We start from the raw sequence: 26346 nt of genomic DNA, 5'->3' as shown, positions 1-26346 counted from the left end.
TCCGGTCTCTATTCTTCGCGCAAGCTGCCGCATAGTACAGGACATACTGAATGTGCACACAGGCCACCCCTTCAACAGCCGAGCAGCGCTATAGCGGGCTTGCTATTCTGTTTCACTGGCTGACGGCATTCTTGTTCATTGTGGCCTATGTGGCGGTCTACTACCGCATTTGGTTCACCGAACTTGGAACCCCCGAAAATCTGTTCGGGATCCGCACGCATACATTCGCGGGTTTCTCTATTTTGCTGATTGCCATCCTGCGACTGATTTGGCGCCGCGTCTCGCCACCGCCGCCGCATGTGCCCGGCGCCAAGATTGAGGTCTTCGCCGCAAAAGCCGTACATGTCGCATTGTACATATTCATGATCCTGATGCCGATCACCGGCTATATCGGCTTGCGTGCTCCGGCGTTTCCCTTGGATCAGTTCGGTTTGCCCCAGTTCTCCGAGACCGCGCTCTACACCATCATGGTAACTGAAACGCTGGGTCTGACATGGGAAGAATTTGAGAAGCCTGTCGATGCTCTTCATCATTTTCTTGGCAAGGCGGTCGTCTGGGTTTTTGTGGTCATTCACGCGGCAGCGGCGCTGTTCCATCACCTTGTGCGGCGCGATGCGGTGCTATCGCGGATGTTGCCCTTGCTGCGCCGGCCAGAGCGTTAGGGTATTTTCTCCAGCAACGCGTCTGTCATCCGGCAATCGTTTACCACGTCGCTGCCGCAGGTGCGGATCTTCAGATCGCGGGTCAGGCAGACCCGCGCTTCCTGTATCCGCCCGGCTTTGCAAGTGATCGTCACCATATCGGCCTGCCAGCCCGGATTGGCCTGCAGGAATGCCTCTTCGACCACCGAGGCGGGCAGCTTTACGGGCTTTGTCAGCTTGCGGAACACCTCGGGCCGGGTGACGGCCTCGTAGGCGCTGCGGGCGGTGGCGAAATAATCGCTCGCAGAAAGGCCGGAACAGCGGCCATGCTTTTTCCACTGATACCAGGCAAGCCCAGGCGTTCCCATGATGTCGGCCATCGCGGCGGTCTGCGCGCGCGACGGGTCGCGCTGCGCGGTGCGGCAGTAAGAGGGCCAGCCCGCTTCATATTGCGGCCAGAGCCCGTGCAGCACCCAGCCGAAATCCCGCTCTGGATCACATTGCGGTGAACTGCGCGCATCCCCCTCCAGCGCGCACCACGTGGGCGACCATGAAAGCGACAGCACGTAATAGTCGAACGCGCCGGCGCGTTCGCCATCGGCATGGGCCAGCCGCACCGAAAGCAGCAGGATGACAAACCAGCGCATTTTCTCTTTTCTCCGCGGGCAGGGGTGACTATATACGGGCCAAACCTCCCCGAAAACGAGGATAAGGTCCAGCCGGACCAGCCGTTTTCCCGGCGCGGGAGAGATTTGTGTAAAGGAGTAGGCCCATGGACAAACCGATCATGGCGAAGGCCACTGCCGTGTGGCTGGTGGATAACACAACGCTGACCTTCCGGCAGATCGCCGAATTCTGCGGTCTGCATGAGCTCGAGGTGCAGGGCATCGCCGATGGCGATGTCGCGGCCGGGGTGAAGGGCTTTGACCCGATCGCCAACAATCAGCTCGTGCAGGAAGAGATCGACAAGGCCGAGGCGGACCCGGCCCATAACCTGCGGCTGAAGTTCAACCCCTCGGCCGTGGGCGAGGAAAAGCGCCGCGGGCCGCGTTATACGCCGCTGTCCAAGCGGCAGGACCGCCCGGCCTCGATCCTGTGGCTGGTGAAATTCCACCCCGAACTGAGCGATGGCCAGATCTCCAAGCTGGTGGGCACGACCAAGCCGACGATCCAGGCGATCCGCGAGCGCACCCATTGGAACATCGCCAACATCCAGCCGATCGACCCGGTGGCGCTGGGCCTGTGCAAACAGTCCGAACTGGATGCGATTGTGCAAAAGGCCGCCGCCAAGAAGGCCGCCGAAGGCGCAGTGATGAGCGATGACGAGCGGCGCAAGCTGGTCTCGACCGAACAGTCGCTGGGCATGGAGCCCGAGCCGAAGCTGCCCACCGCGATTTCCGGGCTCGAGACATTCTCGCTCTCCAACGACGCCGAGGACGAGAAGGAAGAGCCGGTGCCGGACGCCGACAGCTTCTTCAACCTGCCCGACAATGACGAGGATGAAGACGAGGATTGATATCCTCGTTTTCGCCCGCCGTTAACACAAAGGCCCGGCCGTCTGGCGGGGCCTTTTTCACATCCGGTCGGGTCAGAACCGCTTGCGCGCCTTCAGCGCGGCGGTGATGGTGCCATCGTCGAGATAGTCCAGCTCTCCGCCGATCGGAACACCCTGCGCCAGAGAGGTGACGGAAACCCCCGTGCCCTCGAGCTGTTCGGCGATGTAATGGGCGGTGGTCTGGCCATCCACCGTGGCGTTCAGCGCAAGGATCACCTCGGTCACGCCCTCGGCGCGCACCCTGTCGAGCAGTTTGGGGATGCGCAATTCCTCGGGGCCGATGGCATCCAGCGCGGAAAGGGTGCCGCCCAGCACGTGATAGCGCCCGCGGAATGACGCGCCGCGTTCCATCGCCCACAGGTCGGCCACATCCTCGACCACGCAAATCTCGCCGGTGGCGCGTTTTTCGCTGCTGCAGATGTCGCAGATGTCACTGGTGCCGATGTTGCCGCAGGCCAGACACTCGCGCGCGGTGGCGGCGACCTGCTGCATGGCTTCGGCCAGCGGCATCATCAACAGCGCGCGCTTCTTGATCAGATGCAGCACCGCGCGCCGCGCCGACCGGGGCCCGAGCCCCGGCAGACGGGCCATCATCCCGATCAGCTCTTCGATGTCGCGGGTGGCGTTATCTGTCATGCGCGGTCAGAACGGAAGCTTCATGTCCGCCGGCAGGCCGAGCGCTTCGGTGATCTTGCCCATCTCTTCCTTGGCGCGGTCGCTGGCCTTGGACTGGGCGTCTTTCACGGCGGCCAGGATCAGGTCTTCGACCACCTCCTTGTCATCGCCCGAAAAGATCGATGGGTCGATGTCCAGGCTCAGCAGCTCGCCCTTGGCGGTGGCCACGGCCTTGACCAGCCCGGCCCCGCTTTCGCCGATCACATGGATGCTGTGCAGGTCTTCCTGCATCGTCGCCATCTTGGTCTGCATTTCCTGGGCGGCTTTCATCATCTTGGTCATATCGCCAAGCCCGCCGAGTCCTTTGAACATTGTTCTCTCCTCACTCTTCCTCGAAAGGGTCCCATTCATCCTCGACCTCGGGCAGCGCCTCTGCGGCGGCGGCCTCGGCGAGGGCGTCAGGGGTTTTGATATCGGTGATCTTCGCGTCGGGAAAGGCCAGCAGAACGGCCTGCACCAGCGGGTGTTCCTTCGCCTGCGCCTCCAGCGCCAGCCTGTCGGCGTTGCGCTCTTCGTCGATGGTGGCGCCGCCGCCGGTACCGGTGACCGACACCGCCCAGCGGGCGCCGGTCCAGGCCTGAAGGCGGCTGCCCAGCCGCGCGGCCAGATCGCGCGGGGCGTCGGCGGTGGGTTCGAACTCGATCCGGCCGGGGGCATAGCTGACAAGGCGCAGGGTGGTTTCCACCTCGACCAGCAGCACCATGTCGCGGTTGGCGCGGATCAGCGCCACCACCTGATCGAACCGGGCGAACCGGGCCAGCGCGTTTTCGGGTGCCTGCGCCAGCGCGGCGACCGGGCCACCGCCCGAAGAGGCCGGGACCCGCCCCCCGGAAAGGGCCGTGGCGCCGCCCTGCTGCGGGGCGGGCGCGGGTGCGGCGGGGCCGGGGCCGGGCGGCGGCGGGCCGTCCTGCAACCGGCGCAACAGATCCTCGGGCGCGGGCAGGGTCGAGACATGGGTCAGCCGGATCACCGCCATCTCGGCGGCCATCATCGCGTTGGGGGCCTGCGCCACCTCTTCCAGCGCTTTCAGCAGCATCTGCCACATCCGCGTCATCGCCCGCATCGGCAGCTTCTCGGCCATGGCCAGCCCGCGCGCGCGCTCGTCGGGGCCGATGGTCGGGTCTTCGGCCGCATCGGGGGTGATCTTGATCACGCTCACCCAATGGGTGATCTCGGCCAGATCGCGCAGCACCGCCATCGGATCGGCGCCATCGGCATATTGCGCCGACAGCTCGTTCAGCGCGCCGGCCGCGTCGCCGGCCATGATCATGTCGAACAGGTCCAGCACCCGGCCCCGGTCGGCCAGGCCCAGCATGGCGCGGACCTGCTCGGCGGTGGTTTCACCGGCGCCGTGGGAGATCGCCTGATCCAGCAGGCTCATCGCATCGCGGACCGACCCTTCGGCGGCCCGCGTGATCAGCGCCAGCGCGTCTTCGGCGATCTGGGCGTTCTCCTTCGCGGCGATGCCCTGCAGATGGGCGATCATCACCTCGGGCTCGATCCGGCGCAGATCGAACCGCTGACAGCGTGACAGGACAGTGACCGGCACCTTGCGGATTTCGGTGGTGGCGAAGATGAATTTGACGTGGGCGGGGGGCTCTTCCAGCGTCTTGAGCAGCGCGTTGAACGCGCTGGTCGAGAGCATGTGAACCTCGTCGATGATGTAGATCTTGTAGCGTGCCGAGGCCGCCCGGTAGTGCACGGAATCGATGATCTCGCGGATGTCGCCCACGCCGGTGCGGCTGGCCGCGTCCATCTCCATCACATCCACATGGCGGCCCTCGGCGATGGCCACGCAATGTTCGCATACCCCGCAGGGATCGGTCGTGGGGCCGCCGGTGCCATCCGACCCGATGCAGTTCATCCCCTTGGAGATGATCCGCGCCGTGGTGGTTTTGCCGGTACCGCGAATGCCGGTCATGATGAAGGCCTGCGCGATACGATCGGCGGCAAAGGCGTTGCGCAGGGTGCGCACCATCGCCTCCTGCCCGATCAGATCGGCGAAGGTGGCAGGGCGGTATTTGCGGGCGAGCACCTGGTAGCCGGTGTCAGGCGTATCGGACATGGGCCCTCTCGGATTCGATGCAAGGCGCAGAGTAGGCGCTGGCCGTTCCCGCGTCCAGCGCCGCGACGCGCCCGGTCAGCGCGGCTTCGGCTTGCCGCGCTTGGGGGTGGCGTTGCCGCCCTTGGCCACGCGCGGTTTGCCCGGGGCGGCAGCGGCGCGCCTGCCGCTTTTCGCCGGTTTGCCATCGGGGCTGAAGCGCTTCGAAAGATCGGTCGGATCTCCCTTGAAGCGCTTCGCGGGCGGTTTTGCCGGCGCGGATTTCGCGGGCGGCTTCGGGGTGGCCGGTTTCGCCTCGGGTTTGCGCTGGGGCTTGTCCTTGCCGCGCGGCTTCGGCGCGGGGCCGGGGGCCTCGGGGCGGTGGCGCGGCTTTGGCGGCGGCGCCACGATCCCCTCGGGCGGGGTCTGGTCGGGTTCCCAGCGCGGCGCGTCCGGGGCGGCCTCGGGCTTGCTGTGGCGCGGCTTCGGCGCGCGTTCGGGCCGGTCCGTTCCGCGGGGCGGTTTGCGGTCGCGCGGGGCGGGGCGGGGGGCGCGGGCCAGATCGGGCGCGGTATCGAGCCGCTTCAGCGCGGCGCCATCCTCCAGCTTGCCCCCGGGGCCGATGACGGCCAGAAAGGCGGCGGCGCTGCTTTCCCGGATCTCGACGAAGGTTTCATCGGGCTGAATGCGGATCGCGCCGATATCTTCCTTGGTGATGTTCCCGGCCCGGCACAGCATCGGCAACAGCCAGCGCGCCTCGGCCTTCTGGTTGCGCCCGACAGAGACGGAGAACCACGTGCTGGGCCCGAAGGGTTCGCGCACGCGGGTTTCGCGCGGGGCGTCCGGGGCGGCCAGTTCTTCGGGGGCCGACTGGCGGCTTTGAGAGAGGCGGACATAGGCCGCGGCGATCTGTTCGGGGCTGTGCAGGGCCACAAGCGTGTCGACAAGGGCGCGCGCGCTGTCGGCGATCGGCTCGGCCCAGATCGGATCGGCCAGCAGGCGCTCTTCGTCGCGTGCCAGCACCGCTTCGGCAGAGGGCGCATCGCCCCATTCGGCGGCAACCTTCGCCATCTTCAGCAACCGCTCCGCCTTGGCGCGGGCGCGGCCCGGCACGATCAGCGCGCTGACGCCCTTGCGCCCGGCGCGGCCGGTGCGGCCCGAACGGTGCAGCAGCGTTTCGAAATTCGACGGCAGCTCGGCATGGATCACCAGTTCGAGGTTCGGCAGGTCGATGCCACGGGCGGCCACATCGGTGGCCACGCAGACCCGCGCCCGCCCGTCGCGCATCGCCTGCAGCGCGTGCGAACGTTCGTTCTGCGACAGCTCGCCCGAAAGGGCCACCACCGAAAAGCCCCGGTTGGAAAACCGCGTGGTCAGCCGGTTGACCATGGCGCGGGTGTTGCAAAAGACGATGGCGTTCTGCGCCTCGTAGAACCGCAGAACATTGATGATGGCATTCTCGGCATCGCGCGGCGAAACGTTCAGCGCGCGATATTCGATATCGGCATGCTGGGTCTTCTCGGCGGTCGTGCTGACGCGCACCGCGTCCTTCTGATAGTTCTGCGCCAGCGTGGCGATGGCGCGCGGCACGGTTGCCGAAAACAACAGCGTGCGCCGGGTTTCCGGCGCCTCGCCCAGGATAAACTCCAGGTCCTCGCGAAAGCCCAGATCCAGCATCTCGTCCGCCTCGTCCAGCACCACGGCGCGCAGGCCCGACATGTCCAGCGATCCGCGCGTGATATGGTCGCGCAGGCGGCCGGGGGTTGCCACGACGACATGCGCCCCCCGTTCCAGCGCGCGGCGTTCGTCGCGCATGTCCATCCCGCCCACGCAGGAGGTGACGACCGCGCCGGTCTGTTCGTAGAGCCAGGCCAGTTCGCGCTTGACCTGCAGCGCCAGCTCACGGGTCGGCGCGATGATCAGCGCCAGCGGCATGCCCGCCGGGCCGAACTGCTCGGCCCCGCCCAGCAGGGTGGGCGCGATGGCCAGGCCGAAGCCCACCGTCTTGCCCGATCCGGTCTGGGCCGAGACCAGCAGATCGGCGGCCTCCAGCGCGGGGTCGGTCACGGCCTGTTGCACCGGGGTCAGGCTGTTGTAACCGCGTTTCTCGAGGGCATCGGCAAGGGTTTGGATCACGGCGGAACTATCTCTTTCGGGGGCGTCGTCCGGGGGCAATGGGCGCCGCCGCTGTTTTCGGCGGGGCACAAATGCCCGTACGTGCGCCGGGGAAACGGACGGGGAAGGGAGGCACATAAGGCCATTGGGCGAAAATGTATAGGAGGTTCTCGCGCCCAGGCCGGTGATGCGCGGCTATTCCCATTCCATCTGGCTGAACACCTCCTGCGCGTTGCGCCGCGACAGCATGTCGAAATCCAGCAGATAGGAAAACGCCTGTTGATCCACCGCCACCGCGCCGATGATGTCGCCGCCGCCCTCGATATGCCGCGCGATCTGGCTGCGCAGGTTGACCAGATAGTCATATGTGTCACGCGTTGCCGTGGGCAGGTCGGTGGCGGGGCCGTGGCCGGGCACGATATGGGCGGGCTGATAGGCGGCCATCGCCGCGAAACTCTCGACCCACGCGGCCGAGGACGAGAATTCCATCACCCCCAGGATGCGCCCGACATAAACGATATCGCCGGTGAACATGACAGAGGCACGGGGCAGCCAGGCGAAACTGTCGCCGGGCGTATGGGCGGCGCCGGGATGAATGATCCGCAGCGTGGTGCCGCCAAGGGCCAGAGTATAGTCGTCGGCAAAGGTGATGTCGGCATAGGCGGGTTCCGTGCCCGCCGTGGCGTCGCCCACCAGTTGCGACAAAGCACCGAGCTGCATCGAGGCGCGGGCGGTCTGATCGGCCACCGCGTCTTGCGAGGCGATGACGCGCGCCCCTTGTGCCTTCCAATAGGCGTTGCCCAGCCAGCGGTGATCCTGCCCGCCGGTGTTGATGACAAAGCGCACCGGCTGATCGGTCACGGTTTTCACCGCCGCGTGCAGCGCCATGGCCCCGGCGCGGGTGCCGCCCGCATCGATCAGCACGGCGCCGTCCTCGGTGACGATCAGCCCGAAACTGGCGTTGTTGCCCAGGTTTTCGGGATCGCGCTGGCCGAAGGGGCCGATGATGGCATAGGCGTTTTCCGCCACATGGCTGACGGCAAGCGGGGCCTCGGCCCGGGCAAGCGTGGCGGCGGCCGACAGGGCCAGAATGGCCAGGATGATACGCATGGTCTCCTCCCAGATGACCCGGCCAGCTTAGGGCGCGAAGCGGCGGCTGCACAGCTCGGCGATGTCGCACCGGGCAGGGCGCTGTGCTAGGGTGGCGGCATGAGTGTGAAACACGGCACCCGCCCCGCCTGGGGCTTCTGGCTGGCGCTGGCCCTCTGGGCGGGCGTTTTCAGCTATTCGCTGTGGGTCTATCAAACCACGCCGCCGCTGGGCGACGGGTTCACCCGCGGGCTGAACCGCGTGTCGGGGTTCCTCGGCTGGCAGGTGCTCGCGGCACTGCTGGCCTTTGCCGTCTTCAGGGCGGGGCGCGGCCTGCCGGCGGGAACGGCCCTGGCCCGGATCCGCCTGTTTCCGATGGCGCTGGCCCTGCTCATGGTGGCGGGGCTGGTCACGCTCACGCTCTGGTCGCAACTTCGGGGGATGGGGTGAGAGGCTGGACAACGACCCAAGCGGGGCTCGTTACGGCTGCTTCCTTCCGGACCTGACCGGGTTGGCGAGGCGCCTGCCCGCGCCAACCTCTCGGGGCGATACTTAGGCGCCGTGGCCCGGGTTTGCAAGGCCCCGCCGGCGGCTGACACGGGGGGCGCCATGCGCTAGGCTCCGGCCCGAACCTTCCTTGCCGCACGAGGACCCCCATGAAATCTTTCGAAGAGGCGATGCTCGCCGCCGTTCCGCCCCCGCCGCCGATGCTTGTCGCGTTGCATGAACAGCTGGCCGGCGGTACCGCGCCGGTGCGGGTGTTTCGCGAAAAGCGGAACTCGGTTTTCGACAACCTGTTCTACGACGTCGCCGGGCTGACCGGGGCCGAGCTTGCCTGGCTGCTGAAGGAAGCCAGCCCCGAGGGCGCGATTCTGAGCGTCTGGCCCGAGGGCGAGATGGGCGATCTGGGGGTGCGCAGGCTGAAGGATCATGACGCGCTCTGCGCCGAGCGGGGGTGCGTGCTGAACCGGTTCGCCATCGCCGGCGTCGGCAGTACCGATATCGGCGCCGCCGCCTTCGCGCGCTCCATCGCCAACCATTACGGCGAGCCGGTGGGGGCGATCGTCGCGGGCAACGGGGTTGCCGATCTGCTGGCCGAGGCGGTGGGCGGCTGGTGTTTCCTGAGCCTCGCCAACCGGGTGATGCACACCTATCACAGCCTGATTCCCACCGTGATGGAACAGCATCTTGCCGCACGGCTGTCGCCCAGCCCCCGGCTGCGCGAGGCGATCGACGCGGTCAAGGGGCGCGACGATTCCCAGACGCTGCTCGAGATCCTGCTGGACCCGGATCGCGAGATCCGCTCGATCACCGGCCACAGCAAGGGTTGCCTGGCCATCGCGGCGGCGCTGAACGCGCTGGTGATCAGCGGGGATGAAGCCCCCATCGAAAGGGTTCGGAATGCCCGCATCACCATGGTCGGCACGGTGGTTCCGGTGCCGTCGGCGTTTCGCAACGTGGATCAGTATCTTGGCGCGCTCGACATGTTCGGGTGGCTCAATTCATCCCTCGGCGCGCATTTCGCGCTGATCCCGGGGGCCGGGCATCACCTGAACCCGGCGCTGCCGCTGCATATGGACCTGCCCGCCCTGCTCGCCCGCGAGACGGATCAGCCGGGTGCGCGTTCGGCCCAGCCGGCAAAGATCTTCTCCAGCACGACGACGATGTAGTAGAGCACGATCCCCAGGAAGGCGAGCGCCAGCAGAACCGCGAACATCAGCGGATAGTCGGCGCTGATCTTGCCCGAATCGAACAGCGCGCCCAGCCCCCGGCCATGGGGCGAGACGATCTCCATCAGGTTGGTGCCGATGAAGGCCAGCGTCACCGCCACTTTCAGCGCGCCGAAAAACTCCGGCAGGGTCTTGGGCAGGGCGATCTTGCGGAACACGGTGAATTGCGACGCGCCGAGCGAGCGCAGGATGTCGCGGTATTCCGGCTCCAGCGTCGACAGGCCGATAGAGACCGACACCGCGATCGGAAAGAACGAGATCATGAAGGCGATCAGGATCGTGTTCAGGTTATGCTGGCCCACGAACATCAGCGCCAGTATGGGCACCACGGTGGCCTTGGGGATGGCGTTGAACCCCACCAGCAGCGGATAAAGCGCATCGCGCATCAGCCGCGAAAACCCCATGATCATGCCCAGAAACGTGCCAACCACAACCGCCAGCAACAGCCCGACCACGGTGCGCCACAGCGTCTGCCAGCCGTATTCGAAGAACAAGCCGCGGAATTTCCAGAAGGCCGGCACGATATCCGAAGGCGAGGCCATCTTGTAATTGGGCCAGCCGTTGACCCAGACGATCCATTCCCAGAACGCCAGAAACAGCGCGACGGCGATCAGCGGCACGGCGATCCGGCCCAGGTTGCGGCGCATCACGCGGCCCCCTGGCTGGCCGGGGCGCGGCCCTGCGCGATCTGGATCTGGCGGCGCAGCGTGGCCAGATAGTCTACCGCCTTCGGTGTGTAGAGAACCTCCAGCTCGCGGGGGCCGGGCAGATCGACATCCAGCACATATTGCGTGGTGGCCGGCCGCCCCGACAGCACCACAACCTCGTCGGCCAGAAACACGCTCTCGCGCAGGTCATGGGTGATCAGCAGCGAGGTAAAGGGCTCTTCGGCCCGCAGCGCGTGCATGGTCTGCCACAGATCTTCGCGGGTAAAGGCATCCAGCGCGCCGAAGGGCTCGTCCAGGATCAGCACGTCGGGCCGGTGCACGATGGCCCGGCACAACGAGGCGCGCTGGCGCATCCCGCCCGAAAGCTCCGACGGGCGCTTGTCCTCGAAGCCGGACAGGCCGACGAGCGCCAGCAGCTCCTCGGCACGGGCGATCCGCCTTGCCTTCGGCATCGTGGGGGCGACGATTTCCAGCGGCAGGATGACGTTTTGCAGGATCGTGCGCCATTCCAGCAGCACCGGGTTCTGAAACGCCATGCCCACCGTCCTGCGTGGCGATTTCACCCGCTCGCCGTCCAGCCAGACCTCGCCCCGGTCGGGGTGCATCAGCCCCGCGATCAGCCGGGTGAGGGTGGATTTGCCACAGCCCGACGGGCCGACGACGGCGGTGAACGCGCCCTCGGGCACGGCGATGTTGAGATCGCGCAGCACCGGCAGCGGACCGGATGCCGTCTTGTAGGCGTGGGTGACGCCCTTGATGTCGATAAGCTTGGTCATGGGGTCACGCGGGTTGCGGCGCGGGCAGCCAAAGCCGCCCGCGGCACGGGATTGCCTCAGTTCAGCGGGAAGTTGCCTTCCGGCAGATAGGCATCGGTGAAGTAGAGCGATGCGTCCGGCGCGGTCTTGAACTCATAGGTTTCGGCGATCTGCTCCAGCGCCTTTTCCATGCGCGCCGGATCGATATTGCCCATGCCGTTTGCCAGCGTGTAATCGGTGACGACATTGGTCTCGATCACCAGCTGCAAGCGGCGGGTTTCCAGCGCCAGATCGGCGGCCGGGTTGCGCTTGAGCACCATTTCGGCGCCGGCCTTAGGGTCGGCGATCGCATCTGTCCAGCCCTTGGCGATGGCGGCCAGGAAGCCCTTGACCAGATCGGGATTGGCGGCGGCGAAATCGGTGTTGACGATGACCGCGTTGCCATAAAGCGCAAGGCCGTAATCGGCCATCAGGATGGTGCTCACGTCTTCTTCCGGCACGCCCAGACGCCCGAGATTGAGAACGGAGGAGAAGGCATAGCCGGTCACGGCGTCCACCTTGCCCTCGGCCAGCATCGGCTCGCGGGTCGGAAAGCCCACGGGCTCGACCGTGATCTTGCTCATGTCCAGCCCGTTGGCGCCGGCAAAAACCGGGAACTGCGCCCATGCGCCATCGGGGGGCGGGGCGCCCAGGATCTTGCCTTCCAGATCCTCAGGCGTTTCGATGCCCAGCGATTTGCGGCCGATCACGGCGAAGGGCGGCTTGTCGTAGGTCATCATCACCGCGATCACCGGCGCGCCGGGGTTCTGATCCAGAAACTTGACCAGCGAGTTGATGTCGGCGAACCCGACCGGATAGGCGCCGGTGGCCACTTTCGGGATCGCATCGAGCGAACCCTGCCCGGCGGCGATTTCCACCTCGATCCCGGCCTCGGCGAAATAGCCATTGTCGGCGGCGGCGAAATAGGGGGCGGCGGGGCCTTCGAATTTCCAGTCCAGCGCAAAGGGCACTTTGGTGTCCGCCAGGGCGGCGGTCGCGCCAAGGGCCAGCGCGGCGAGCGTTGCCATTGATTTTTGCAGCATATGAATCGTCCTTGCGTGAAGTCCGGTGCAAAGCTGCCCCCTGCCGCGCGCCAGCGCGAGGGGGCGGGCCGTTGCAGCCGCAATTTGGCGCATGTTTGATTATTTGTTGGTCAAATGACCATCAACCGCAAATAAATTACGCAGGCTATGGGATCAGGCCGCAGGCGCGCGCGCCCTCAAGAAGGGATTCGGCGGTGTGATGGGCCCGGTTTTCGGACGAGGGCAGCAGGTCGGGCACCTGCACCACGGTCATGCCGGCGGCCAGCGCTGCGCGCACGCCGGTGTCGCTGTCCTCGAAGGCAAGGCAGCGTTCGGGCCGGGCCCCGATCGCCCCGGCGGCGGACAGATAGACATCGGGCGCCGGTTTCGGCTTCGGCACACTGTCGACGCCGGCGACATGGCCGAACCAGCCGCGCAGCCCGGCCTCATGCAGCTTGCCCTCGGCGGCGGCGGTGCGGCTGTTGGTGGCAACGGCGCGCGGAATTCGCGCATCGTCCAGATGCAGCAGCAGGGTTTCGACCCCCGGCTTCACCGGAATCCCACCGCTCAGACGCTTGCGGTAGGCGGTGTTCCACGCCGCGTCGAACGGGCCGAACGCCCAGTCCTCGCCCAGATGCGCGGTCAGGCGGCGGTGCCCCTCCTGCGCATCAATGCCCACGAGCGAGAGCATGAAGCCGCGATCGACGTCATGGCCAAGCCCGATCAGTGCCTCCAGCCCGCTTTCCAGCGCCAGGCGCTCGGTATCGAGCAGCAACCCATCCATGTCAAAAATCACCGCATCGAACATTCGCACCCCCGCAACGCGCCTCTCCCCAACGCAATGCGGCGGCCCCGGTCAGGGCCGCCGCAGCGATCATCTCTTACCGGATCACAGCGTGATGCGGAAGCGGGCAAAGCCGTCGGGGCCTTCGCCCGCCGGTTCGATCTTCACGCCGGGCACCTTGTCGGCATAGGCCGCGGCCTTGGGGCCGGTGTCGAACAGCACCGTGGTGCCCGGCAGCGGCGCGAAAGACCAGTTGGCATCGGCCGAAGGGTTGATCGTGCCCTGCTCGACGATATAGCGCACGATCACGTCGCGGTTGGTATCGGGCGCCTCGAACACGGTGGTGGAGCCATCGGCGCCCGGGAAATGCCCGCCGCCGCCCGCGCGGTAGTTGTTGGTGGCGACGATGAATTCCGCCTCCGGGTCCACCGGCGCGCCCTCATAGGTCAGGTTCACGATGCGGCGCGCGCCGGCGTTGATCTCCGTGCCCTCCCGGCTGTCGTATTTCGAGGGCTGGCTGAGGTCGATCTGATATTGCACCCCGTCGATCACGTCGAAATTATAGCTCGGGAAATCGGGGTTCAGCAGCACCTGATCCGCCACGCCCGGCGTGATCTGGTTGAACATCCCGGCCGATCGCTCCAGCCACTCCCTGACCTGCGCCCCCGTGATGCGCACGGCCCGCGCGGTGTTGGGGTAAAGATAAAGGTCGGCCACGTTCTTGATCGCCACATCGCCCGCCGGCACGTCGGTGTAATAGTCCGGCCCGCCCCGGCCCCCGGCCTTGAACGGCGCCGCGGCCGAAAGGATCGGCAGCCCCTCATGCGGGGTGCCTTTCATCATCTGTTCAATATACCATTTCTGCGCGATCGAAACGATCTGAACCGAAGGATCATCGGCGACCAGCGCGAAATAGGAATGCAGCGGGGCCGAGGTCTTGCCCACCGCGCGGCGCACATAGGCCAGCGTTTCGGCATGTTCCTGCGCGACCGCATCAAGCACATATTGCTCGCTTTCGACCAGCGCGCTGATCGAACGATCTTCGTTGCGTCTGGAAATCGGGCGCACCTCGGAGCTGTGGGCGACCACTTTCCATTCGTTGCCGGCGCGCTCCAGCATCAGGTCGATCACGCCCAGATGCGACCCCCAGAAGCCGCCCATCACCGCGGGCTTGCCGTGGATCGCGCCCTTGGCCACATCGACACCGGCATAGCCTTCATAGGTCGGCGAGGGGAACACGAGGTGGCTGTGCCCGGTCATCAGCGCGTCGATCCCGTTTACTGTCGCCAGCGGCACCGAGGCGTTCTCCATCCCGTCGGTATGGGTGGCCGAGCCGATGCCGGAATGCGACAGCGCGATGATGATATCGGCGCCTTCCTCCTTCATCTGCGGCACATAGGCCCGCGCGGTTTCCACGATGTCGCGCGTCGTCACGCTGCCCTCCAGATGGCGGCGATCCCAGTTCATGATCTGCGGCGGCACAAAGCCGATGAGCCCGACGTTGATCACATGGGTCTCGCCCGCGCCATCGGTCACCTCGCGCTTCAGGATGACATAGGGCTTCACCAGCGTGACATCCCGGGTGGGATCGCTGCCCGCCTCCTTGACCACATTGGCCGACAGCACCGGAAAGGCCGCGCCCGCCAGTGATTTCGTCAGGAAATCGAGACCGTAGTTGAATTCGTGGTTGCCCAGGGTCGATGCGTCGATGCCGACCGCGTTCATCGCCTTGATCACCGGGTGCAGGTCGCCTTCCTTCATGCCGCGCTCGTAGGCGATGTAATCGCCCATCGGGTTGCCCTGCAGGAAATCGCCATTGTCGAGCAGCATGGAATTTGTGGCCTCGGCCCGGATATCGCGGATATGCGCGGCGGTGCGGGCCAGGCCGACCGTATCGACCTCGCGGTCCGAGTAATAGTCATAGGGGAAGACATGCACATGCAGATCGGTCGTCTCCATCACGCGCAGATGCGCCTGATTGACAGCGGCGCGCGCCGAAAAGGGATGAAGCGCGATCAACGACGCCCCCGCGACAGAGCCGGTCAGAAACCCCCGGCGGTTGAGTTTCAACGTCCGATGGTGGGCCATGAGTGCCTCCGATGCTAGAGATGCGCTATCGGTAGGATACCACCGTGACGGCTTGGTGACACTAGCCGCTTGGCCCGGCCTTGGCGAGGCTCAAGTCGCCTTTAAGGCGAGTTTTCTTTCGTTGCTCCCGCCGCTCGGCCGTGGCAGTCAGCGCCCAGGCGCGGAGGGATGCGATGCGACATGCGGAAGAGGTGACATTCGGCGGCTCCGCCCTCGACAGGGCGGCGCATCTGCGCGGCGATTCCGCCCGGCTGGCGCGGCTGTGGGCCGACCCCGGCGCCCGGGTGCTGCCGCTGTGGCGGGGCAAGCCGCTGTTTCACGGCGACACGCTGGGCTGGCTGGAGGCCGGGCACGGGCTGGTCGCGGGCCGGCGCGACGGTGCCGTGTTCCTGGGGCTGGAGGGCGAGGCGGCGCGATTCGCGGTGGATCTGTCCGACTGGGAGCCAGCCCGGATGCCGGACACGCCGGGCGGGTTTTCGGACCTCAGCGAACAACGGCACCCCGATCTGCCCGATACCCATGTCTTTGCAGAGCTGCGGCGGCTCATGACGCTGCTTGGTGCGCGCGATGCCGAACTCGCGGCCACGGCCCGGGCCATTCTGGGCTGGCACCAGAGCCACGCCTTCTGTTCGCGCTGCGGCGCCAAGTCGCAGCTTTCGATGGCGGGCTGGCAAAGCACCTGCCCGGCCTGCGGCGGGCACCACTTCCCGCGCACCGATCCGGTAGCGATCATGCTGATCACCGATGGCAATTCGGTTCTGGTCGGGCGCTCGCCCGGCTGGCCCGAGGGGATGTATTCGCTGTTGGCGGGTTTCGTCGAACCGGGCGAGACGCTGGAGGCCGCGGTGCGGCGCGAAGTGTTTGAAGAGGCGGGCATAAGGGTGGGCGCGGTCGGATATCTCGCCTCGCAGCCCTGGCCGTTCCCGTCGTCGCTGATGTTCGGCTGCCGCGGCGTGGCGCTGAACCGCGAGATCGCCATCGACCCCGCCGAGATCGAGGATGCGTTCTGGATCACCCGCGAAGAGATGGTTTCGGTGTTTGCCGGCGGGCACGATCGGATGCGCCCGCCGCGAAAGGGTGCGATCGCGGGGTTTTTGCTGTGGAACTGGCTTGCGGATCGGCTGGATTAACGCGAAAACGAAAGCTGACCCCAGACGACTGGATCCATGAAGTTTTCAACGCGTGAAGATATCGCGGCGCCCGTGGCGGAGGTGTTCGCGGCAGTGTCCGACTTTGAGTCGTTCGAACGTGCCGCGCTGCGGCGCGGCGCCGAGGTGAGCCGTACCGACAGGCTGGGCGCGCCCGGGCCGGGCATGGCGTGGGATTGCGCCTTCACGTTTCGCGGCAAGGGGCGGCGCCTGTCGGCCGAGCTGCAACAGTATGACGCGCCCGAGTCGATGATCGTTCTGTGGAGCTCTTCGGGGCTGGTCGGCACGCTTGCGCTGGATCTTGTCCAGCTCTCGCCGCGCCAGACCCGCATGATGCTTCAGCTCGAACTGAAGCCGCGCACCATTCCGGCGCGGCTGTTCGTGCAATCGCTGCGGCTTGCAAAGGCCAGCCTGACCAAGCGCTTCAAACGCGGCGTACGCCGTTTCGCGCGCGACCTTGACGGGCGTCTGTCGGACGCGCGGCACCGCGTCTGATCGCGGTTACCGGCGGCGCGGATCGGCCGGGTAAACCCCCAGAAGCCCCACATGCGAGGTGAAGTAATCCAGCTCTTCCAGCGCAAGCTGGACGTTGCGATCGTCGGGGTGGCCCTCGATCTCGGCATAGAACTGGGTCGCGGTGAAATGGCCGTTGATCATATAGCTTTCCAGCTTGGTCATGTTCACGCCGTTGGTGGCGAAGCCGCCCATCGCCTTGTAAAGTGCGGCGGGGATGTTGCGCACCCGGAACACGAAGCTCGTCATCATCCCGGCCGACCCGCGCCGCTTCAGGTCGGGCTCGCGCGCCATGACCAGAAAGCGGGTGGTGTTGCGGTCGTGATCCTCGATATGGCGGGCCACCACGTCCAGCCCGTAGATCTCGCCCGCCAGCTCCGAGGCCAGCGCCGCGTTTTCCGGCTCTCCCAGCGCGGCGATCATCCTGGCCGATCCGGCGGTATCGGCGCCGGTGCGCCCCTCGATGCCGTTTTCGCGCAGGAACGCCCGGCACTGGCCCAGCAGAACCGTGTGGCTGGTGGCGGTGCGTACCTGCTCCAGCCGGGTGCCGGGCACGGCCAGCAGGTTGATATGAACCCGCACGAAGGCTTCGTCGATGATGTGCAGGCCAGAGTCGGGCAGCAGGTGATGAATGTCGGCGACCCGGCCATAGGTCGAGTTTTCAACCGGCAGCATGGCCAGATCCGCATCGCCCTTGCGCACCGCCTCGATCGCATCCTCGAAGGTCTTGCAGGGCAGGGCCTGCATGTCGGGGCGGGCTTCGCGGCAGGCCTGATGCGAATAGGCGCCGGGCTCTCCCTGGAACGCGATGCGTTGTGTCATGGTGTCTTTTCCGTTTCCTGTGTGCCTCTCCGGGGCTGGAGGCGGTAACTACACCTTGCATCCGGGCGATGGAAGCGCATAGATATCCGCGAATTCGGGACTAACGGGATCGCGACATGTTCGACACTATGACCTTGACCAAAATCATCGGCGGGTTCTGCGGCGCCTTGCTGATTTTCCTTCTGGGGGGCTGGGCGGCCGAGGCGCTGTACAGCACCGGTGGCGGTCACGGCGATCACGCCGAGCAGGCCTATGTGATCGACACCGGCGAGGGAGAGCCGGAGACCGAGGCGGTCGAGGTTGCCTTTGCCGACGTTCTGGCCGGCGCCGATCCGGGCAAGGGCGAGAAAGTGTTCGCCAAATGCAAGGCCTGCCACAAGCTGGAAGATGGCGCCAACGCCACCGGCCCGACGCTGTTCGGCGTGGTCGGGCGTGAGGTCGGCGTTATCGACGGGTTCCGCTATTCGGGCGCGCTGAAGGCGGTGGCCGATGTCTGGACGCCAGAGCACCTGAACGACTTCCTGACCAACCCCAAGGCCTTCGCCCCGGGCACGGCCATGTCCTTCGCCGGCCTCAAGAAGGTCGAGGATCGCGCCAACCTGATCGCCTTTCTTGAAACGAATGGCTGATCCGCGCGTTCCGGGCTGAAGTTTGGGGTCGCTCCTGCGGGGGCGGCCCTTTTTCGTTGGCACGGGCGGCTCCGGCCGCGCGGGCGCAGCAAGGAGCACCGGAATGCACGATCTGCCGCTTGAAAACGTCTATCAGCTTCTGGAGCCGGGGCCGGTTGTCCTGCTGACAACGGCGCATGAGGGGCGCCGCAACGTCATGACCATGTCATGGCACATGATGGTGGAGTTCACACCGCCGCTTGTGGCCTGTGTCGTCAGCAGCGCCGATCACAGTTTCACCGCGCTGCGGGCCACGGGGGAATGCGTCATCGCCATTCCCGCGGTGGAGATGGCGCAGCAGGTGGTCGGGATCGGCAATTGTTCGGGGCGCGATATCGACAAGTTCGCGGCCTTCCCCGTCACGCCGCGCGATGGCAGGGCCGTCGCGGCCCCGCTGATCGAAGAATGCTTTGCCAATCTCGAATGCAGGGTGGTCGATACCCAGCTGGTGCAGAAGTTCAATCTGTTCGTCCTCGAGGTCGTGCAGGCATGGACCGACCCGCAACAGGCCGCGCCGAAAACGATTCACCATCACGGCTACGGAAATTTCATCGTGGACGGCGCCGCGCTTTCGATTGAATCGAAGATGCCGTAGCGCATGGGCTTCGTCGCGGGCCCCGCGAAGAAAGCCGCAACGCGCGGAGAGTGCCCGCCGCCGCCACACTATTGTGTCGTGCGCACGCCTGCTCACGGAATCTCAACTTGAACATCGGGGCACGAGGCCCTTAGCTTCGTGTAACGGATCTTTCATGGTTCCGGCCAACAGGAGGCGATTGATGACAAAGACCCGCACGGCCTGCGCGACAGCCCTTGTCCGGGGCGCCCATCCCCCGGCCCCTTTCCGCGCCGCCCTGGCCGCCACGGTCCTTGCCCTGATGCTGCTGATGACGGCGCTCGCCGCCCGCGCGCAGGATGGGGTCATCACATCCCACGGCATCTCGACCTTCGGCGATCTGAAATATCCCGCCGATTTCCCGCATCTCGATTACGTCAACCCCGAGGCGCCCAAGGGCGGCGAGATTTCGATCTGGGGCTTCGGCGCCTTCGATTCGATGAACCCCTTTTCCACCAAGGGCCGGGCCGAGGGGCTGTCGTCGCTCCCCTATGAATCTCTGCTGGCCGGCACCGCCGATGAAACCAGCGCCTCCTACGGCTTGCTGGCCGAAAGCCTCGAATACCCCGAAGACCGGCGCTGGGTGATCTTCAACCTGCGCCCCGAGGCGCGGTTTTCCGATGGCTCGCCCCTGACGGCCGAGGATGTGGTGTTTTCCTACGAGCTGTTCCGGGCCAAGGGCCTGCCCAGCTATCGCGCGGTCCTCGCCCGTCAGGTCGAAAGCGCCGAGGTGCTGGGCCCGCACCGGGTAAAATTCACCTTCAAGGAGGATGTGCCGACCCGCGACCTGCCGCAGATGGTGGGGGGGCTCTCGATCTTCTCCAAGGCCGATTATGAGGCCAACGGCCGCGACCTGGAGGAAAACTCGCTGGAGCCCTTCCTCGGCTCCGGCCCCTATGTGCTCGACGAGCTGGACGTGGGCAAGCGCGCGGTCTACCGGCGCAATCCCGATTACTGGGGCGCCGATCTGCCGATCAACATCGGGCGCAACAATTTCGACCGTATCCGCCGCGAATATTACGCCGATTACAACGCCGCCTTCGAAGGGTTCAAGGCCGGCAACTACACGTTCCGCGATGAAGCCTCGTCAAAGATCTGGGCCACCGGCTATAATTTCCCCGGCGTGGAAAAGGGCTGGGTGAAAAAGGCCGAGCTTCCCGACGGGGCCATCGCCACCGGCCAGGCCTTCCTGATCAACCTGCGCCGCCCGCAGTTTCAGGATCCGCGTGTACGCCAGGCGATCGAGATGATGTTCAATTTCGAATGGTCCAACGAAACCCTGTTCTACGGCATCTACAGCCGCGTCGATTCCCTGTGGGAAAATAGCTATCTCGCCGCCGAGGGGCTGCCCTCGCCCGAAGAGCTGGCGATCCTCGAGCCGCTGGCCGAGCTTCTGCCCGAGGGGGTGCTGGATGGCCCGCCGGTCTCGCCCACCGTGTCTTCGGCCTCGCGCCAGCTCGACCGGGGCAACCTGCGCGCGGCCTCGGCCCTGCTCGACGAAGCGGGCTGGCCGGTCGGGGATGACGGCATCCGCCGCAACGCCGCCGGAGAGACGCTGCGGGTGGAGTTCCTGAACGACAGCCAGACCTTCGACCGGGTGATCAACCCCTATGTCGAGAACCTGCGCCGCCTCGGCGTCGACGCGCGGATGGAGCGGGTCGACAGTGCCCAGGCCACCAACCGCGAACGCAGCTATGATTTCGACATCATCACCGATCACCTGGCGATGGGTTATGTGCCGGGCAACGGGCTGAAACAGTATTTCGGCTCGGAAACCGCCGATACCTCGGTGTTCAACAAGATGGGCCTGAAAAGCGCGGCGGTGGACAGCCTGATCGACACCGTGATCGGGGCGGAAAGCAGCGAAGAGCTGATCGTGGCCGTCAAGGCGCTCGACCGGGTGCTGCGGGCCGAGCGGTTCCGCATCCCGCAGTGGTACAAGGATGCCTACACGGTGGCCTATTACGACATGTACGAACATCCCGATCCGCTGCCGCCCTATGCGCTGGGCCATCTGGATTTCTGGTGGTACAGTGCCGAAAAGGCAGAAAAACTGAAGGCCGCAGGGGCCTTCTGATAAAAAGAGCAGTAAAAGCCAATGGGCGCCTATATCCTTCGGCGGTTGTTGCTGATCATCCCGACGCTGATCGGCATCATGATCATCAACTTCACGCTTACCCAGTTTGTCCCCGGCGGGCCGATCGAACAGATCATCGCCCAGGTGCAGGGCGAGGGGGATGTGTTTCAGGGCATCGCCGGGGGCGGCGATGTCGGCGAGACGATGGGGCAGGCGGCGGCAGACCGCTATGTCGGCGCGCGCGGCTTGCCGCAGGATTTCCTGGATGATCTCGAGGTACAGATGGGCTTTGCCCGCATCGTCTGCGCCGAGGGCTATGAGGGCGCGCCGGATATCGCCGCGCCCGAATGCGAAAAGCAGGACATTCCGATCGTGGAACGCTTCCTGATCCTGATGGGCAATTACATCACCTTCGATTTCGGAGAGAGCTATTTCCGCTCGGTTTCGGTGATCGACCTGGTGATCGAGAAAATGCCCGTCTCGCTGACGCTGGGCCTGTGGTCGACGCTGATCGCCTATCTGGTCTCGCTGCCGCTGGGCATCCGCAAGGCCGTCAAGGACGGCACCCCGTTCGACACCTGGACAAGCGGCGCCATCATCCTGGGCTATGCCATCCCCGGCTTTCTCTTCGCCATCCTGCTGCTGGTGCTGTTCGCGGGCGGCTCGTATTTCCGCTGGTTCCCGCTGCGCGGCCTCACCTCCGACGGGTGGGAGGATTTCAGCCTGCTCCACAAGATCGGCGATTACTTCTGGCACATCACCCTGCCGGTCGTCGCCTCGACGATCTCGAGCTTCGCCACGCTGACGCTGCTGACCAAGAACTCCTTTCTGGACGAGATCAAGAAGCAATATGTGATCACCGCCCGCGCCAAGGGGCTGAGCGAGCGGGCCGTGCTCTATGGCCACGTCTTCCGCAACGCGATGCTGATCGTCATCGCCGGGTTTCCGGGCCTGTTCATCAGCGTCTTCTTCGGCGCCTCGATCATCATCGAAACCATCTTCTCGCTCGACGGGCTGGGCCGGCTGGGGTTCGAGGCCGCGGTGGCCCGCGATTACCCGGTGATCTTCGCCACGCTTTACGTGTTTGGCCTGATCGGGCTGCTGGTCGGGATCCTGTCGGATCTGATGTATGTGCTGGTCGATCCGCGCATCGATTTCGAAAGCAGGGAGACATGAGCATGTTCGCCCTCTCGCCGCTCAATCGCCGCCGCTGGCGCAACTTCACGCGCAACCGCCGCGCCTATTGGTCGCTGATCATCTTTTCGGTGCTGTTCGGCCTGTCGCTCTTCGCCGAGGTGCTGGCCAACGACAAGCCGATCCTCGTGCGCTATCGCGGCGAAACCTTCGTGCCGATCTACAATTTCTATCCCGAAACCGCCTTTGGCGGCGATCTGCGCACCGAGGCGGTCTACCGCGATATCGAAATCCAGTGCCTGATCGTCACCGGCGGCCTGCTCGAGTGCTGGGACGACCCCGAGGCGCTGATCGAGGATGCGCAGGACGGCGCCATCGCTGGCGCGCCGATCGAAAAAGGGTTCCTGCTGTGGCCGCCGATCCCCTACAGCTATGCCACGATCAACGATATCGGCGGCACCGCGCCCTCGGCCCCCGATCGGGATCACCTGCTGGGCACCGACGATACCGCGCGCGATGTGCTGGCGCGGGTGATCTACGGGTTCCGCCTGTCGATCATCTTCACCCTGATCGTGACCACGGTCGCCTCGGCCATCGGTATCGTCGCGGGGGCGGTGCAGGGGTTTTTCGGCGGCTGGACCGACCTGATCTTTCAGCGGATCATCGAGATCTGGACATCGACCCCCCAGCTTTACATCATCATCATCCTGTTCGCGATCCTCGGGCGCAGCTTCTGGCTGCTGGTGTTCCTGACGGCGCTGTTCGGCTGGCCCGCGCTGGTGGGCGTGGTGCGGGCCGAATTCCTGCGGGCGCGCAATTTCGAATATGTCCGCGCCGCGCGCGCGCTGGGGGTGTCGAACCGGGTGATCATGTTCCGGCACATGCTGCCCAATGCCATGGTCGCCACGCTGACCATGCTGCCCTTCCTGATCACCGGCGGCATCGGCACGCTGGCCTCGCTCGATTTCCTCGGCTTCGGCCTGCCGTCCTCGGCCCCGTCGCTGGGCGAACTGACGCTGCAGGCCAAGCAGAACCTGCAGGCGCCCTGGCTGGCCTTCACCGCCTTTGTCACCTTCGCGCTGATGCTGTCGCTGCTGGTGTTCATCTTCGAAGGGGTGCGCGACGCGTTCGACCCCAGAAAGACCTTTCAATGAGCGGTGTGTTGCAGGTCCGCGACCTGAACGTCAGCTTCCGGCAGGACGGGCGCGATCATGTCGCCGTCAGGGGCGTGTCCTTTGATGTGAACCGGGGCGAAACCGTCGCGCTGGTCGGTGAAAGCGGGTCGGGCAAATCCGTCACCGCGCTTTCCACCGTGTCGCTGCTGCCCGAAAGCGCCAGCGTCAGCGGCTCTGTCACCTATGACGGCGATCAGATGGTGGGGGCCGATGCGGCCCGGCTGCGCGCGGTGCGCGGCAATGACATCAGCTTCATCTTTCAGGAGCCGATGACGTCGCTCAACCCGCTGCACACGCTGGAAAAGCAACTGGCCGAAAGCATCGTGCTGCATCAGGGCCTGCGCGGCCCGGCGGTGCGGGCGCGGATACTCGAACTGCTGGAAAAGGTCGGCATCCGTGATCCCGAAAGCCGGCTGGGCGCCTATCCGCACCAGCTTTCGGGCGGGCAGCGGCAGCGCGTGATGATCGCCATGGCGCTGGCCAACGGTCCGGGCCTGCTGATCGCGGACGAACCGACCACCGCGCTGGACGTGACCATCCAGGCCCAGATCCTCGAGCTTCTGGCCGGGCTGAAGCGCGAAGAGGGGATGAGCATGCTGTTCATCACCCATGACCTTGGCATCGTGCGCAAGATTGCCGACAGGGTCTGCGTGATGAAGGATGGCGAGATCGTCGAATCCGGGCCGACCTCCCGTATTTTCGACGATCCGCAGCACCCCTATACAAAGATGCTGCTGGCGGCAGAGGCGGCGGGCCTGCCCGGTCCGGTGCCCGAAGGCGCCCCCGAGGTGCTGCGCACCGATGCGCTGCGCATCTGGTTTCCGATCCAGCGCGGGCTGATGCGGCACGTCGCGGGCCATGTGAAGGCGGTGAACGAGGCGTCGATCTCGGTGCGGGCCGGCGAAACGCTGGGCGTGGTCGGCGAAAGCGGCTCCGGCAAGACCACGCTGGCGCTGGCGATCATGCGGCTTATCTCTTCCGAAGGGGGGATTCATTTCGACGGGCAGGATATCCAGGGCTGGAAAACCCGGCAGCTTCGCCCGCTGCGCCGCGACATGCAGATCGTGTTTCAGGATCCGTTCGGCTCTCTCTCGCCGCGGATGACGGTGGAACAGATCGTGGCCGAGGGGCTGGGCGTGCACGGGGTCGAGAAGGGCCAGGACAAGCGCCGGATGGTGGCCGACATCCTGACAGAGGTCGGTATGGACCCGGCGATGATGCACCGCTACCCGCATGAGTTTTCCGGCGGCCAGCGACAGCGCATCGCCATCGCCCGCGCGATGATCCTGCGGCCCAGGCTTCTGGTGCTCGACGAGCCGACCTCGGCGCTCGACATGACGGTGCAGGTGCAGATCGTAGAGCTGTTGCGGCGGCTGCAGCAGAAGTACCGGCTCGCCTATCTGTTCATCAGCCACGATCTGAAGGTGGTGCGCGCGCTGTCGCACAAGGTGATCGTGATGAAACAGGGCGATATCGTCGAGTCGGGCGACAGCCACACGATCTTCAACAATCCGCAATCGGCCTATACGCGCACATTGATGCAGGCGGCCTTCGATCTGAAGCCGGGGCAGGCGCTGGAGGCGTAACCGCGCGCCCGCTGCGGCTCAGATGGCCGAGCTGTGGCCCGCGTTCGACAGGTCATAGGCATCGAAGCCGCGCGCGATCATCCGGGTCAACGGCCGGGCATGGGGCGGAATGGCGAAGCCGCCGGATCTCAGGTCGATCATGTCGGGAAATCCGCTGGCAACCGTGCGGAACAGCTCTTTCAGCTTTTCCTCGGCGATGCCGAACCGCGCCCTGATCTCGGCCGCGTCGATGCGGAAGTCGCACATCAGCGCCTCGATCAGCCGCGCGCGCAGCCTGTCATCCTCGCTGAACACATGGCCGCGCCCGGTGGCGAAACGGCCCTCGCGGATGCGCCCGGTATATTCCGAGGTCGCGGGCAGGTTCTGGGCATAGCCCTCGGGAAAGCGCGAGATCGAAGAGGCGCCAAGCCCGATCAGCACCTCCGACGTGTCATCGGTATAGCCCTGAAAATTCCGCCGCAGCCGCCCCGTGCGCTGGGCGATCTCCAGCCCGTCGCCGGCGCGGGCGAAATGGTCGATCCCGATTTCGTGGTAATTGTCCCACAAGAACAGCCGCCGGGCGGTTTCGAACAGGCCCAGCCGCTCTTCCGGGGTCGGCAGCGCCTCCGACGGGATCATCTGCTGGCGCTTGGCCATCCACGGCACATGGGCATAGCCGTAGAGCGCCACCCGGTCGGGCGCGAGCGTAAGCAGCTTCTGCACGCTGTCGGCGATCCGCTCCTTGGTCTGGTGGGGCAGGCCGAACAGGATATCCGCGTTCAGGCTGGCGATGCCGCGGTCGCGGATCATCTGCGCCGCGTCGCGCGTCACCTCATAGCTTTGAATGCGCCCGATGACCGATTGAATCTCGGGGTCGAAATCCTGCACCCCGATCGAGGCGCGGTTCATCCCCGCCGCCGCCAGCGCGTCGAGCCGGCCGGCGTCGATCTCGTTCGGGTCGATCTCGACCGAGAATTCGGCGTTTTCGGCAAGCGGCAGCACGGCGAAGATCGCATCCGCCAGTTCGCGCATCATGTCGGCCGACAAAAGCGTGGGCGTGCCGCCACCCCAATGCAGCCGCGCCAGGCGCAGCCCCTCGGGCAGGCGGCGGCCAAGCTGCGCGATCTCTTCCTTCAGCGTATCCAGATAGGCCCGCACCGGCCCGACGCTGCGCGTTCCCTGTGTCCGGCAGGCGCAAAACCAGCACAAACGGCTGCAGAACGGAACGTGGATATAAAGGGAAACCTGCGACGCGGGCGGGATCTGGTCGATCCACCCCCCAAAGGCAGCCTCGTCCACCGACGCGGAAAAATTTGGTGCCGTAGGGTAACTGGTATACCTTGGGACACGCGCGTCAAATAGACCGAGCCGCATAAGTTGCGATTCTATAGTCATTGACTTACGTGTATGGGTGGAAAACGGTCACAAC

General features: G+C 65.6%; 25 protein-coding genes and 1 other RNA gene. 12 read left to right on the top strand and 14 right to left on the bottom strand.

Features of this window, described 5'->3' with window-relative positions:
• Nucleotides 1–50 precede the first annotated feature (50 nt).
• On the top strand, nucleotides 51–662 hold the full coding sequence (locus TQ29_RS15015) for a cytochrome b (protein ID WP_054539817.1): 612 nt from the start codon (nucleotides 51–53) through the stop codon (nucleotides 660–662).
• Here the strand turns inward: TQ29_RS15015 and TQ29_RS15010 are convergent.
• Complete coding sequence (locus TQ29_RS15010) at nucleotides 659–1288, bottom strand: ribonuclease T2 (RefSeq protein WP_054539816.1); 630 nt, start codon at nucleotides 1286–1288, stop codon at nucleotides 659–661. The genes TQ29_RS15015 and TQ29_RS15010 overlap by 4 nt on opposite strands.
• A 125-nt stretch (nucleotides 1289–1413) precedes the next feature.
• Here TQ29_RS15010 and TQ29_RS15005 point away from each other — a divergent pair, with 125 nt between their 5' ends.
• Entirely contained in the window at nucleotides 1414–2157 is a 744-nt protein-coding gene (locus TQ29_RS15005; protein WP_054539815.1) for a DUF1013 domain-containing protein, read from the top strand.
• A gap of 72 nt (nucleotides 2158–2229) precedes the next feature.
• Here the strand turns inward: TQ29_RS15005 and recR are convergent, their stop codons facing one another.
• From recR to TQ29_RS14980, 5 genes are all read right to left on the bottom strand, one after another.
• Nucleotides 2230–2832 (bottom strand): recombination mediator RecR, encoded by a 603-nt coding sequence (gene recR / locus TQ29_RS15000; protein ID WP_054539814.1) that lies wholly within the window; start codon nucleotides 2830–2832, stop codon nucleotides 2230–2232.
• 6 nt (nucleotides 2833–2838) lie between these two features.
• The gene (locus TQ29_RS14995; RefSeq protein ID WP_037207800.1) at nucleotides 2839–3183 is read right to left on the bottom strand and encodes a YbaB/EbfC family nucleoid-associated protein; all 345 of its coding nucleotides are present in this window, start codon (nucleotides 3181–3183) and stop codon (nucleotides 2839–2841) included.
• A gap of 10 nt (nucleotides 3184–3193) precedes the next feature.
• Entirely contained in the window at nucleotides 3194–4936 is a 1743-nt protein-coding gene (locus TQ29_RS14990; RefSeq protein WP_054539813.1) for a DNA polymerase III subunit gamma/tau, read from the bottom strand.
• Nucleotides 4937–5011: 75 nt separating this feature from the next.
• Nucleotides 5012–7048 carry a DEAD/DEAH box helicase gene (locus tag TQ29_RS14985; RefSeq protein ID WP_054539812.1) on the bottom strand — a complete coding sequence of 679 codons (2037 nt, stop codon included), beginning with the start codon at nucleotides 7046–7048 and terminating at the stop codon, nucleotides 5012–5014.
• A gap of 174 nt (nucleotides 7049–7222) precedes the next feature.
• On the bottom strand, nucleotides 7223–8137 hold the full coding sequence (locus TQ29_RS14980; RefSeq protein ID WP_054539811.1) for an MBL fold metallo-hydrolase: 915 nt from the start codon (nucleotides 8135–8137) through the stop codon (nucleotides 7223–7225).
• A gap of 99 nt (nucleotides 8138–8236) precedes the next feature.
• On the opposite strand from TQ29_RS14980, the gene TQ29_RS14975 reads away from it, so the two are divergent.
• On the top strand, nucleotides 8237–8566 hold the full coding sequence (locus TQ29_RS14975; RefSeq protein ID WP_054539810.1) for a hypothetical protein: 330 nt from the start codon (nucleotides 8237–8239) through the stop codon (nucleotides 8564–8566).
• Here the strand turns inward: TQ29_RS14975 and ffs are convergent.
• Nucleotides 8561–8659: signal recognition particle sRNA small type (ffs, locus tag TQ29_RS20380), an RNA gene on the bottom strand. The two genes, TQ29_RS14975 and ffs, sit on opposite strands and share 6 nt — an antisense overlap.
• A 113-nt stretch (nucleotides 8660–8772) precedes the next feature.
• Here ffs and TQ29_RS14970 point away from each other — a divergent pair.
• Nucleotides 8773–9786, top strand: coding sequence for a hypothetical protein (locus TQ29_RS14970; protein ID WP_054539809.1), 1014 nt, complete (start codon nucleotides 8773–8775; stop codon nucleotides 9784–9786).
• Here TQ29_RS14970 and TQ29_RS14965 read toward each other — a convergent pair.
• The 5 genes from TQ29_RS14965 to TQ29_RS14945 all read right to left on the bottom strand — a co-directional run bounded on the left by TQ29_RS14965 (nucleotide 9726) and on the right by TQ29_RS14945 (nucleotide 15202).
• Nucleotides 9726–10493, bottom strand: coding sequence for an ABC transporter permease (locus TQ29_RS14965; protein ID WP_037209753.1), 768 nt, complete (start codon nucleotides 10491–10493; stop codon nucleotides 9726–9728). The two genes, TQ29_RS14970 and TQ29_RS14965, sit on opposite strands and share 61 nt — an antisense overlap.
• The gene (locus TQ29_RS14960) at nucleotides 10493–11290 is read right to left on the bottom strand and encodes an ABC transporter ATP-binding protein (protein ID WP_054539808.1); all 798 of its coding nucleotides are present in this window, start codon (nucleotides 11288–11290) and stop codon (nucleotides 10493–10495) included. The genes TQ29_RS14965 and TQ29_RS14960 overlap by 1 nt, the downstream gene beginning before the upstream one ends.
• Before the next feature lie 56 nt (nucleotides 11291–11346).
• Nucleotides 11347–12351, bottom strand: a complete 1005-nt coding sequence (locus tag TQ29_RS14955; protein ID WP_054539807.1) for an ABC transporter substrate-binding protein — start codon at nucleotides 12349–12351, stop codon at nucleotides 11347–11349.
• A gap of 145 nt (nucleotides 12352–12496) precedes the next feature.
• On the bottom strand, nucleotides 12497–13138 hold the full coding sequence (locus tag TQ29_RS14950) for an HAD family phosphatase (RefSeq protein WP_054539806.1): 642 nt from the start codon (nucleotides 13136–13138) through the stop codon (nucleotides 12497–12499).
• A gap of 81 nt (nucleotides 13139–13219) precedes the next feature.
• A complete protein-coding gene (locus tag TQ29_RS14945; protein WP_054539805.1) occupies nucleotides 13220–15202 on the bottom strand; it encodes a bifunctional 2',3'-cyclic-nucleotide 2'-phosphodiesterase/3'-nucleotidase in 1983 nt (660 codons plus the stop codon).
• A gap of 173 nt (nucleotides 15203–15375) precedes the next feature.
• On the opposite strand from TQ29_RS14945, the gene nudC reads away from it, so the two are divergent.
• Nucleotides 15376–16332 (top strand): NAD(+) diphosphatase, encoded by a 957-nt coding sequence (gene nudC, locus TQ29_RS14940; protein ID WP_054539804.1) that lies wholly within the window; start codon nucleotides 15376–15378, stop codon nucleotides 16330–16332.
• A gap of 36 nt (nucleotides 16333–16368) precedes the next feature.
• Nucleotides 16369–16845: an SRPBCC family protein gene (locus tag TQ29_RS14935; protein ID WP_054539803.1), complete on the top strand. Its 477-nt coding sequence runs from the start codon at nucleotides 16369–16371 to the stop codon at nucleotides 16843–16845.
• Nucleotides 16846–16851: 6 nt separating this feature from the next.
• Here the strand turns inward: TQ29_RS14935 and TQ29_RS14930 are convergent, their stop codons facing one another.
• Nucleotides 16852–17685: a prephenate dehydratase gene (locus TQ29_RS14930; protein ID WP_054539802.1), complete on the bottom strand. Its 834-nt coding sequence runs from the start codon at nucleotides 17683–17685 to the stop codon at nucleotides 16852–16854.
• 116 nt (nucleotides 17686–17801) lie between these two features.
• Between TQ29_RS14930 and TQ29_RS14925 the strand changes: the two genes are divergently transcribed.
• The 6 genes from TQ29_RS14925 (at nucleotide 17802) to TQ29_RS14900 (ending at nucleotide 24938) form a co-directional block, all read left to right on the top strand.
• A complete protein-coding gene (locus TQ29_RS14925) occupies nucleotides 17802–18314 on the top strand; it encodes a cytochrome c family protein (RefSeq protein ID WP_054539801.1) in 513 nt (170 codons plus the stop codon).
• A gap of 103 nt (nucleotides 18315–18417) precedes the next feature.
• Complete coding sequence (locus TQ29_RS14920) at nucleotides 18418–18948, top strand: flavin reductase family protein (RefSeq protein ID WP_054539800.1); 531 nt, start codon at nucleotides 18418–18420, stop codon at nucleotides 18946–18948.
• 280 nt (nucleotides 18949–19228) lie between these two features.
• Nucleotides 19229–21043: an extracellular solute-binding protein gene (locus TQ29_RS14915; protein WP_235974493.1), complete on the top strand. Its 1815-nt coding sequence runs from the start codon at nucleotides 19229–19231 to the stop codon at nucleotides 21041–21043.
• Between the two features lie 21 nt (nucleotides 21044–21064).
• Nucleotides 21065–22219 (top strand): microcin C ABC transporter permease YejB, encoded by a 1155-nt coding sequence (locus TQ29_RS14910; protein ID WP_054539798.1) that lies wholly within the window; start codon nucleotides 21065–21067, stop codon nucleotides 22217–22219.
• A complete protein-coding gene (locus tag TQ29_RS14905; RefSeq protein WP_173585967.1) occupies nucleotides 22216–23331 on the top strand; it encodes an ABC transporter permease in 1116 nt (371 codons plus the stop codon). The genes TQ29_RS14910 and TQ29_RS14905 overlap by 4 nt, the downstream gene beginning before the upstream one ends.
• Nucleotides 23328–24938 carry an ABC transporter ATP-binding protein gene (locus TQ29_RS14900; RefSeq protein ID WP_054539796.1) on the top strand — a complete coding sequence of 537 codons (1611 nt, stop codon included), beginning with the start codon at nucleotides 23328–23330 and terminating at the stop codon, nucleotides 24936–24938. The genes TQ29_RS14905 and TQ29_RS14900 overlap by 4 nt, the downstream gene beginning before the upstream one ends.
• Nucleotides 24939–24956: 18 nt before the next feature.
• Here the strand turns inward: TQ29_RS14900 and hemN are convergent, their stop codons facing one another.
• Entirely contained in the window at nucleotides 24957–26312 is a 1356-nt protein-coding gene (gene hemN / locus TQ29_RS14895; RefSeq protein WP_054539795.1) for an oxygen-independent coproporphyrinogen III oxidase, read from the bottom strand.
• Nucleotides 26313–26346: the final 34 nt, after the last annotated feature.

Origin of the sequence: Actibacterium sp. EMB200-NS6 (assembly GCF_001305615.1) — a bacterium.
Lineage (GTDB): Bacteria > Pseudomonadota > Alphaproteobacteria > Rhodobacterales > Rhodobacteraceae > Actibacterium_A > Actibacterium_A naphthalenivorans.
This window is presented reverse-complemented; position numbering and strand designations above follow the sequence as displayed.

Excerpts from the sequence above, each read along its gene's own strand:
- TQ29_RS14910 (WP_054539798.1), top strand. The coding sequence starts at position 21,065 with ATGGGCGCCTATATCCTTCGGCGGTTGTTGCTGATCATCCCGACGCTG.
- TQ29_RS14950 (WP_054539806.1), bottom strand. The coding sequence starts at position 13,138 with ATGTTCGATGCGGTGATTTTTGACATGGATGGGTTGCTGCTCGATACC.
- TQ29_RS14955 (WP_054539807.1), bottom strand. The coding sequence starts at position 12,351 with ATGCTGCAAAAATCAATGGCAACGCTCGCCGCGCTGGCCCTTGGCGCG.
- TQ29_RS14970 (WP_054539809.1), top strand. The coding sequence starts at position 8,773 with ATGAAATCTTTCGAAGAGGCGATGCTCGCCGCCGTTCCGCCCCCGCCG.
- TQ29_RS14915 (WP_235974493.1), top strand. The coding sequence starts at position 19,229 with ATGCTGCTGATGACGGCGCTCGCCGCCCGCGCGCAGGATGGGGTCATC.
- TQ29_RS14925 (WP_054539801.1), top strand. The coding sequence starts at position 17,802 with ATGTTCGACACTATGACCTTGACCAAAATCATCGGCGGGTTCTGCGGC.
- TQ29_RS15010 (WP_054539816.1), bottom strand. The coding sequence starts at position 1,288 with ATGCGCTGGTTTGTCATCCTGCTGCTTTCGGTGCGGCTGGCCCATGCC.
- TQ29_RS14990 (WP_054539813.1), bottom strand. The coding sequence starts at position 4,936 with ATGTCCGATACGCCTGACACCGGCTACCAGGTGCTCGCCCGCAAATAC.
- TQ29_RS15015 (WP_054539817.1), top strand. The coding sequence starts at position 51 with ATGTGCACACAGGCCACCCCTTCAACAGCCGAGCAGCGCTATAGCGGG.
- TQ29_RS14935 (WP_054539803.1), top strand. The coding sequence starts at position 16,369 with ATGAAGTTTTCAACGCGTGAAGATATCGCGGCGCCCGTGGCGGAGGTG.
- TQ29_RS14900 (WP_054539796.1), top strand. The coding sequence starts at position 23,328 with ATGAGCGGTGTGTTGCAGGTCCGCGACCTGAACGTCAGCTTCCGGCAG.
- TQ29_RS14960 (WP_054539808.1), bottom strand. The coding sequence starts at position 11,290 with ATGACCAAGCTTATCGACATCAAGGGCGTCACCCACGCCTACAAGACG.
- TQ29_RS14965 (WP_037209753.1), bottom strand. The coding sequence starts at position 10,493 with ATGCGCCGCAACCTGGGCCGGATCGCCGTGCCGCTGATCGCCGTCGCG.
- TQ29_RS14930 (WP_054539802.1), bottom strand. The coding sequence starts at position 17,685 with ATGACACAACGCATCGCGTTCCAGGGAGAGCCCGGCGCCTATTCGCAT.
- TQ29_RS14980 (WP_054539811.1), bottom strand. The coding sequence starts at position 8,137 with ATGCGTATCATCCTGGCCATTCTGGCCCTGTCGGCCGCCGCCACGCTT.
- TQ29_RS14905 (WP_173585967.1), top strand. The coding sequence starts at position 22,216 with ATGAGCATGTTCGCCCTCTCGCCGCTCAATCGCCGCCGCTGGCGCAAC.
- nudC (WP_054539804.1), top strand. The coding sequence starts at position 15,376 with ATGCGACATGCGGAAGAGGTGACATTCGGCGGCTCCGCCCTCGACAGG.
- TQ29_RS14975 (WP_054539810.1), top strand. The coding sequence starts at position 8,237 with ATGAGTGTGAAACACGGCACCCGCCCCGCCTGGGGCTTCTGGCTGGCG.
- TQ29_RS14995 (WP_037207800.1), bottom strand. The coding sequence starts at position 3,183 with ATGTTCAAAGGACTCGGCGGGCTTGGCGATATGACCAAGATGATGAAA.
- TQ29_RS15005 (WP_054539815.1), top strand. The coding sequence starts at position 1,414 with ATGGACAAACCGATCATGGCGAAGGCCACTGCCGTGTGGCTGGTGGAT.
- recR (WP_054539814.1), bottom strand. The coding sequence starts at position 2,832 with ATGACAGATAACGCCACCCGCGACATCGAAGAGCTGATCGGGATGATG.
- TQ29_RS14920 (WP_054539800.1), top strand. The coding sequence starts at position 18,418 with ATGCACGATCTGCCGCTTGAAAACGTCTATCAGCTTCTGGAGCCGGGG.
- hemN (WP_054539795.1), bottom strand. The coding sequence starts at position 26,312 with ATGACTATAGAATCGCAACTTATGCGGCTCGGTCTATTTGACGCGCGT.
- TQ29_RS14945 (WP_054539805.1), bottom strand. The coding sequence starts at position 15,202 with ATGGCCCACCATCGGACGTTGAAACTCAACCGCCGGGGGTTTCTGACC.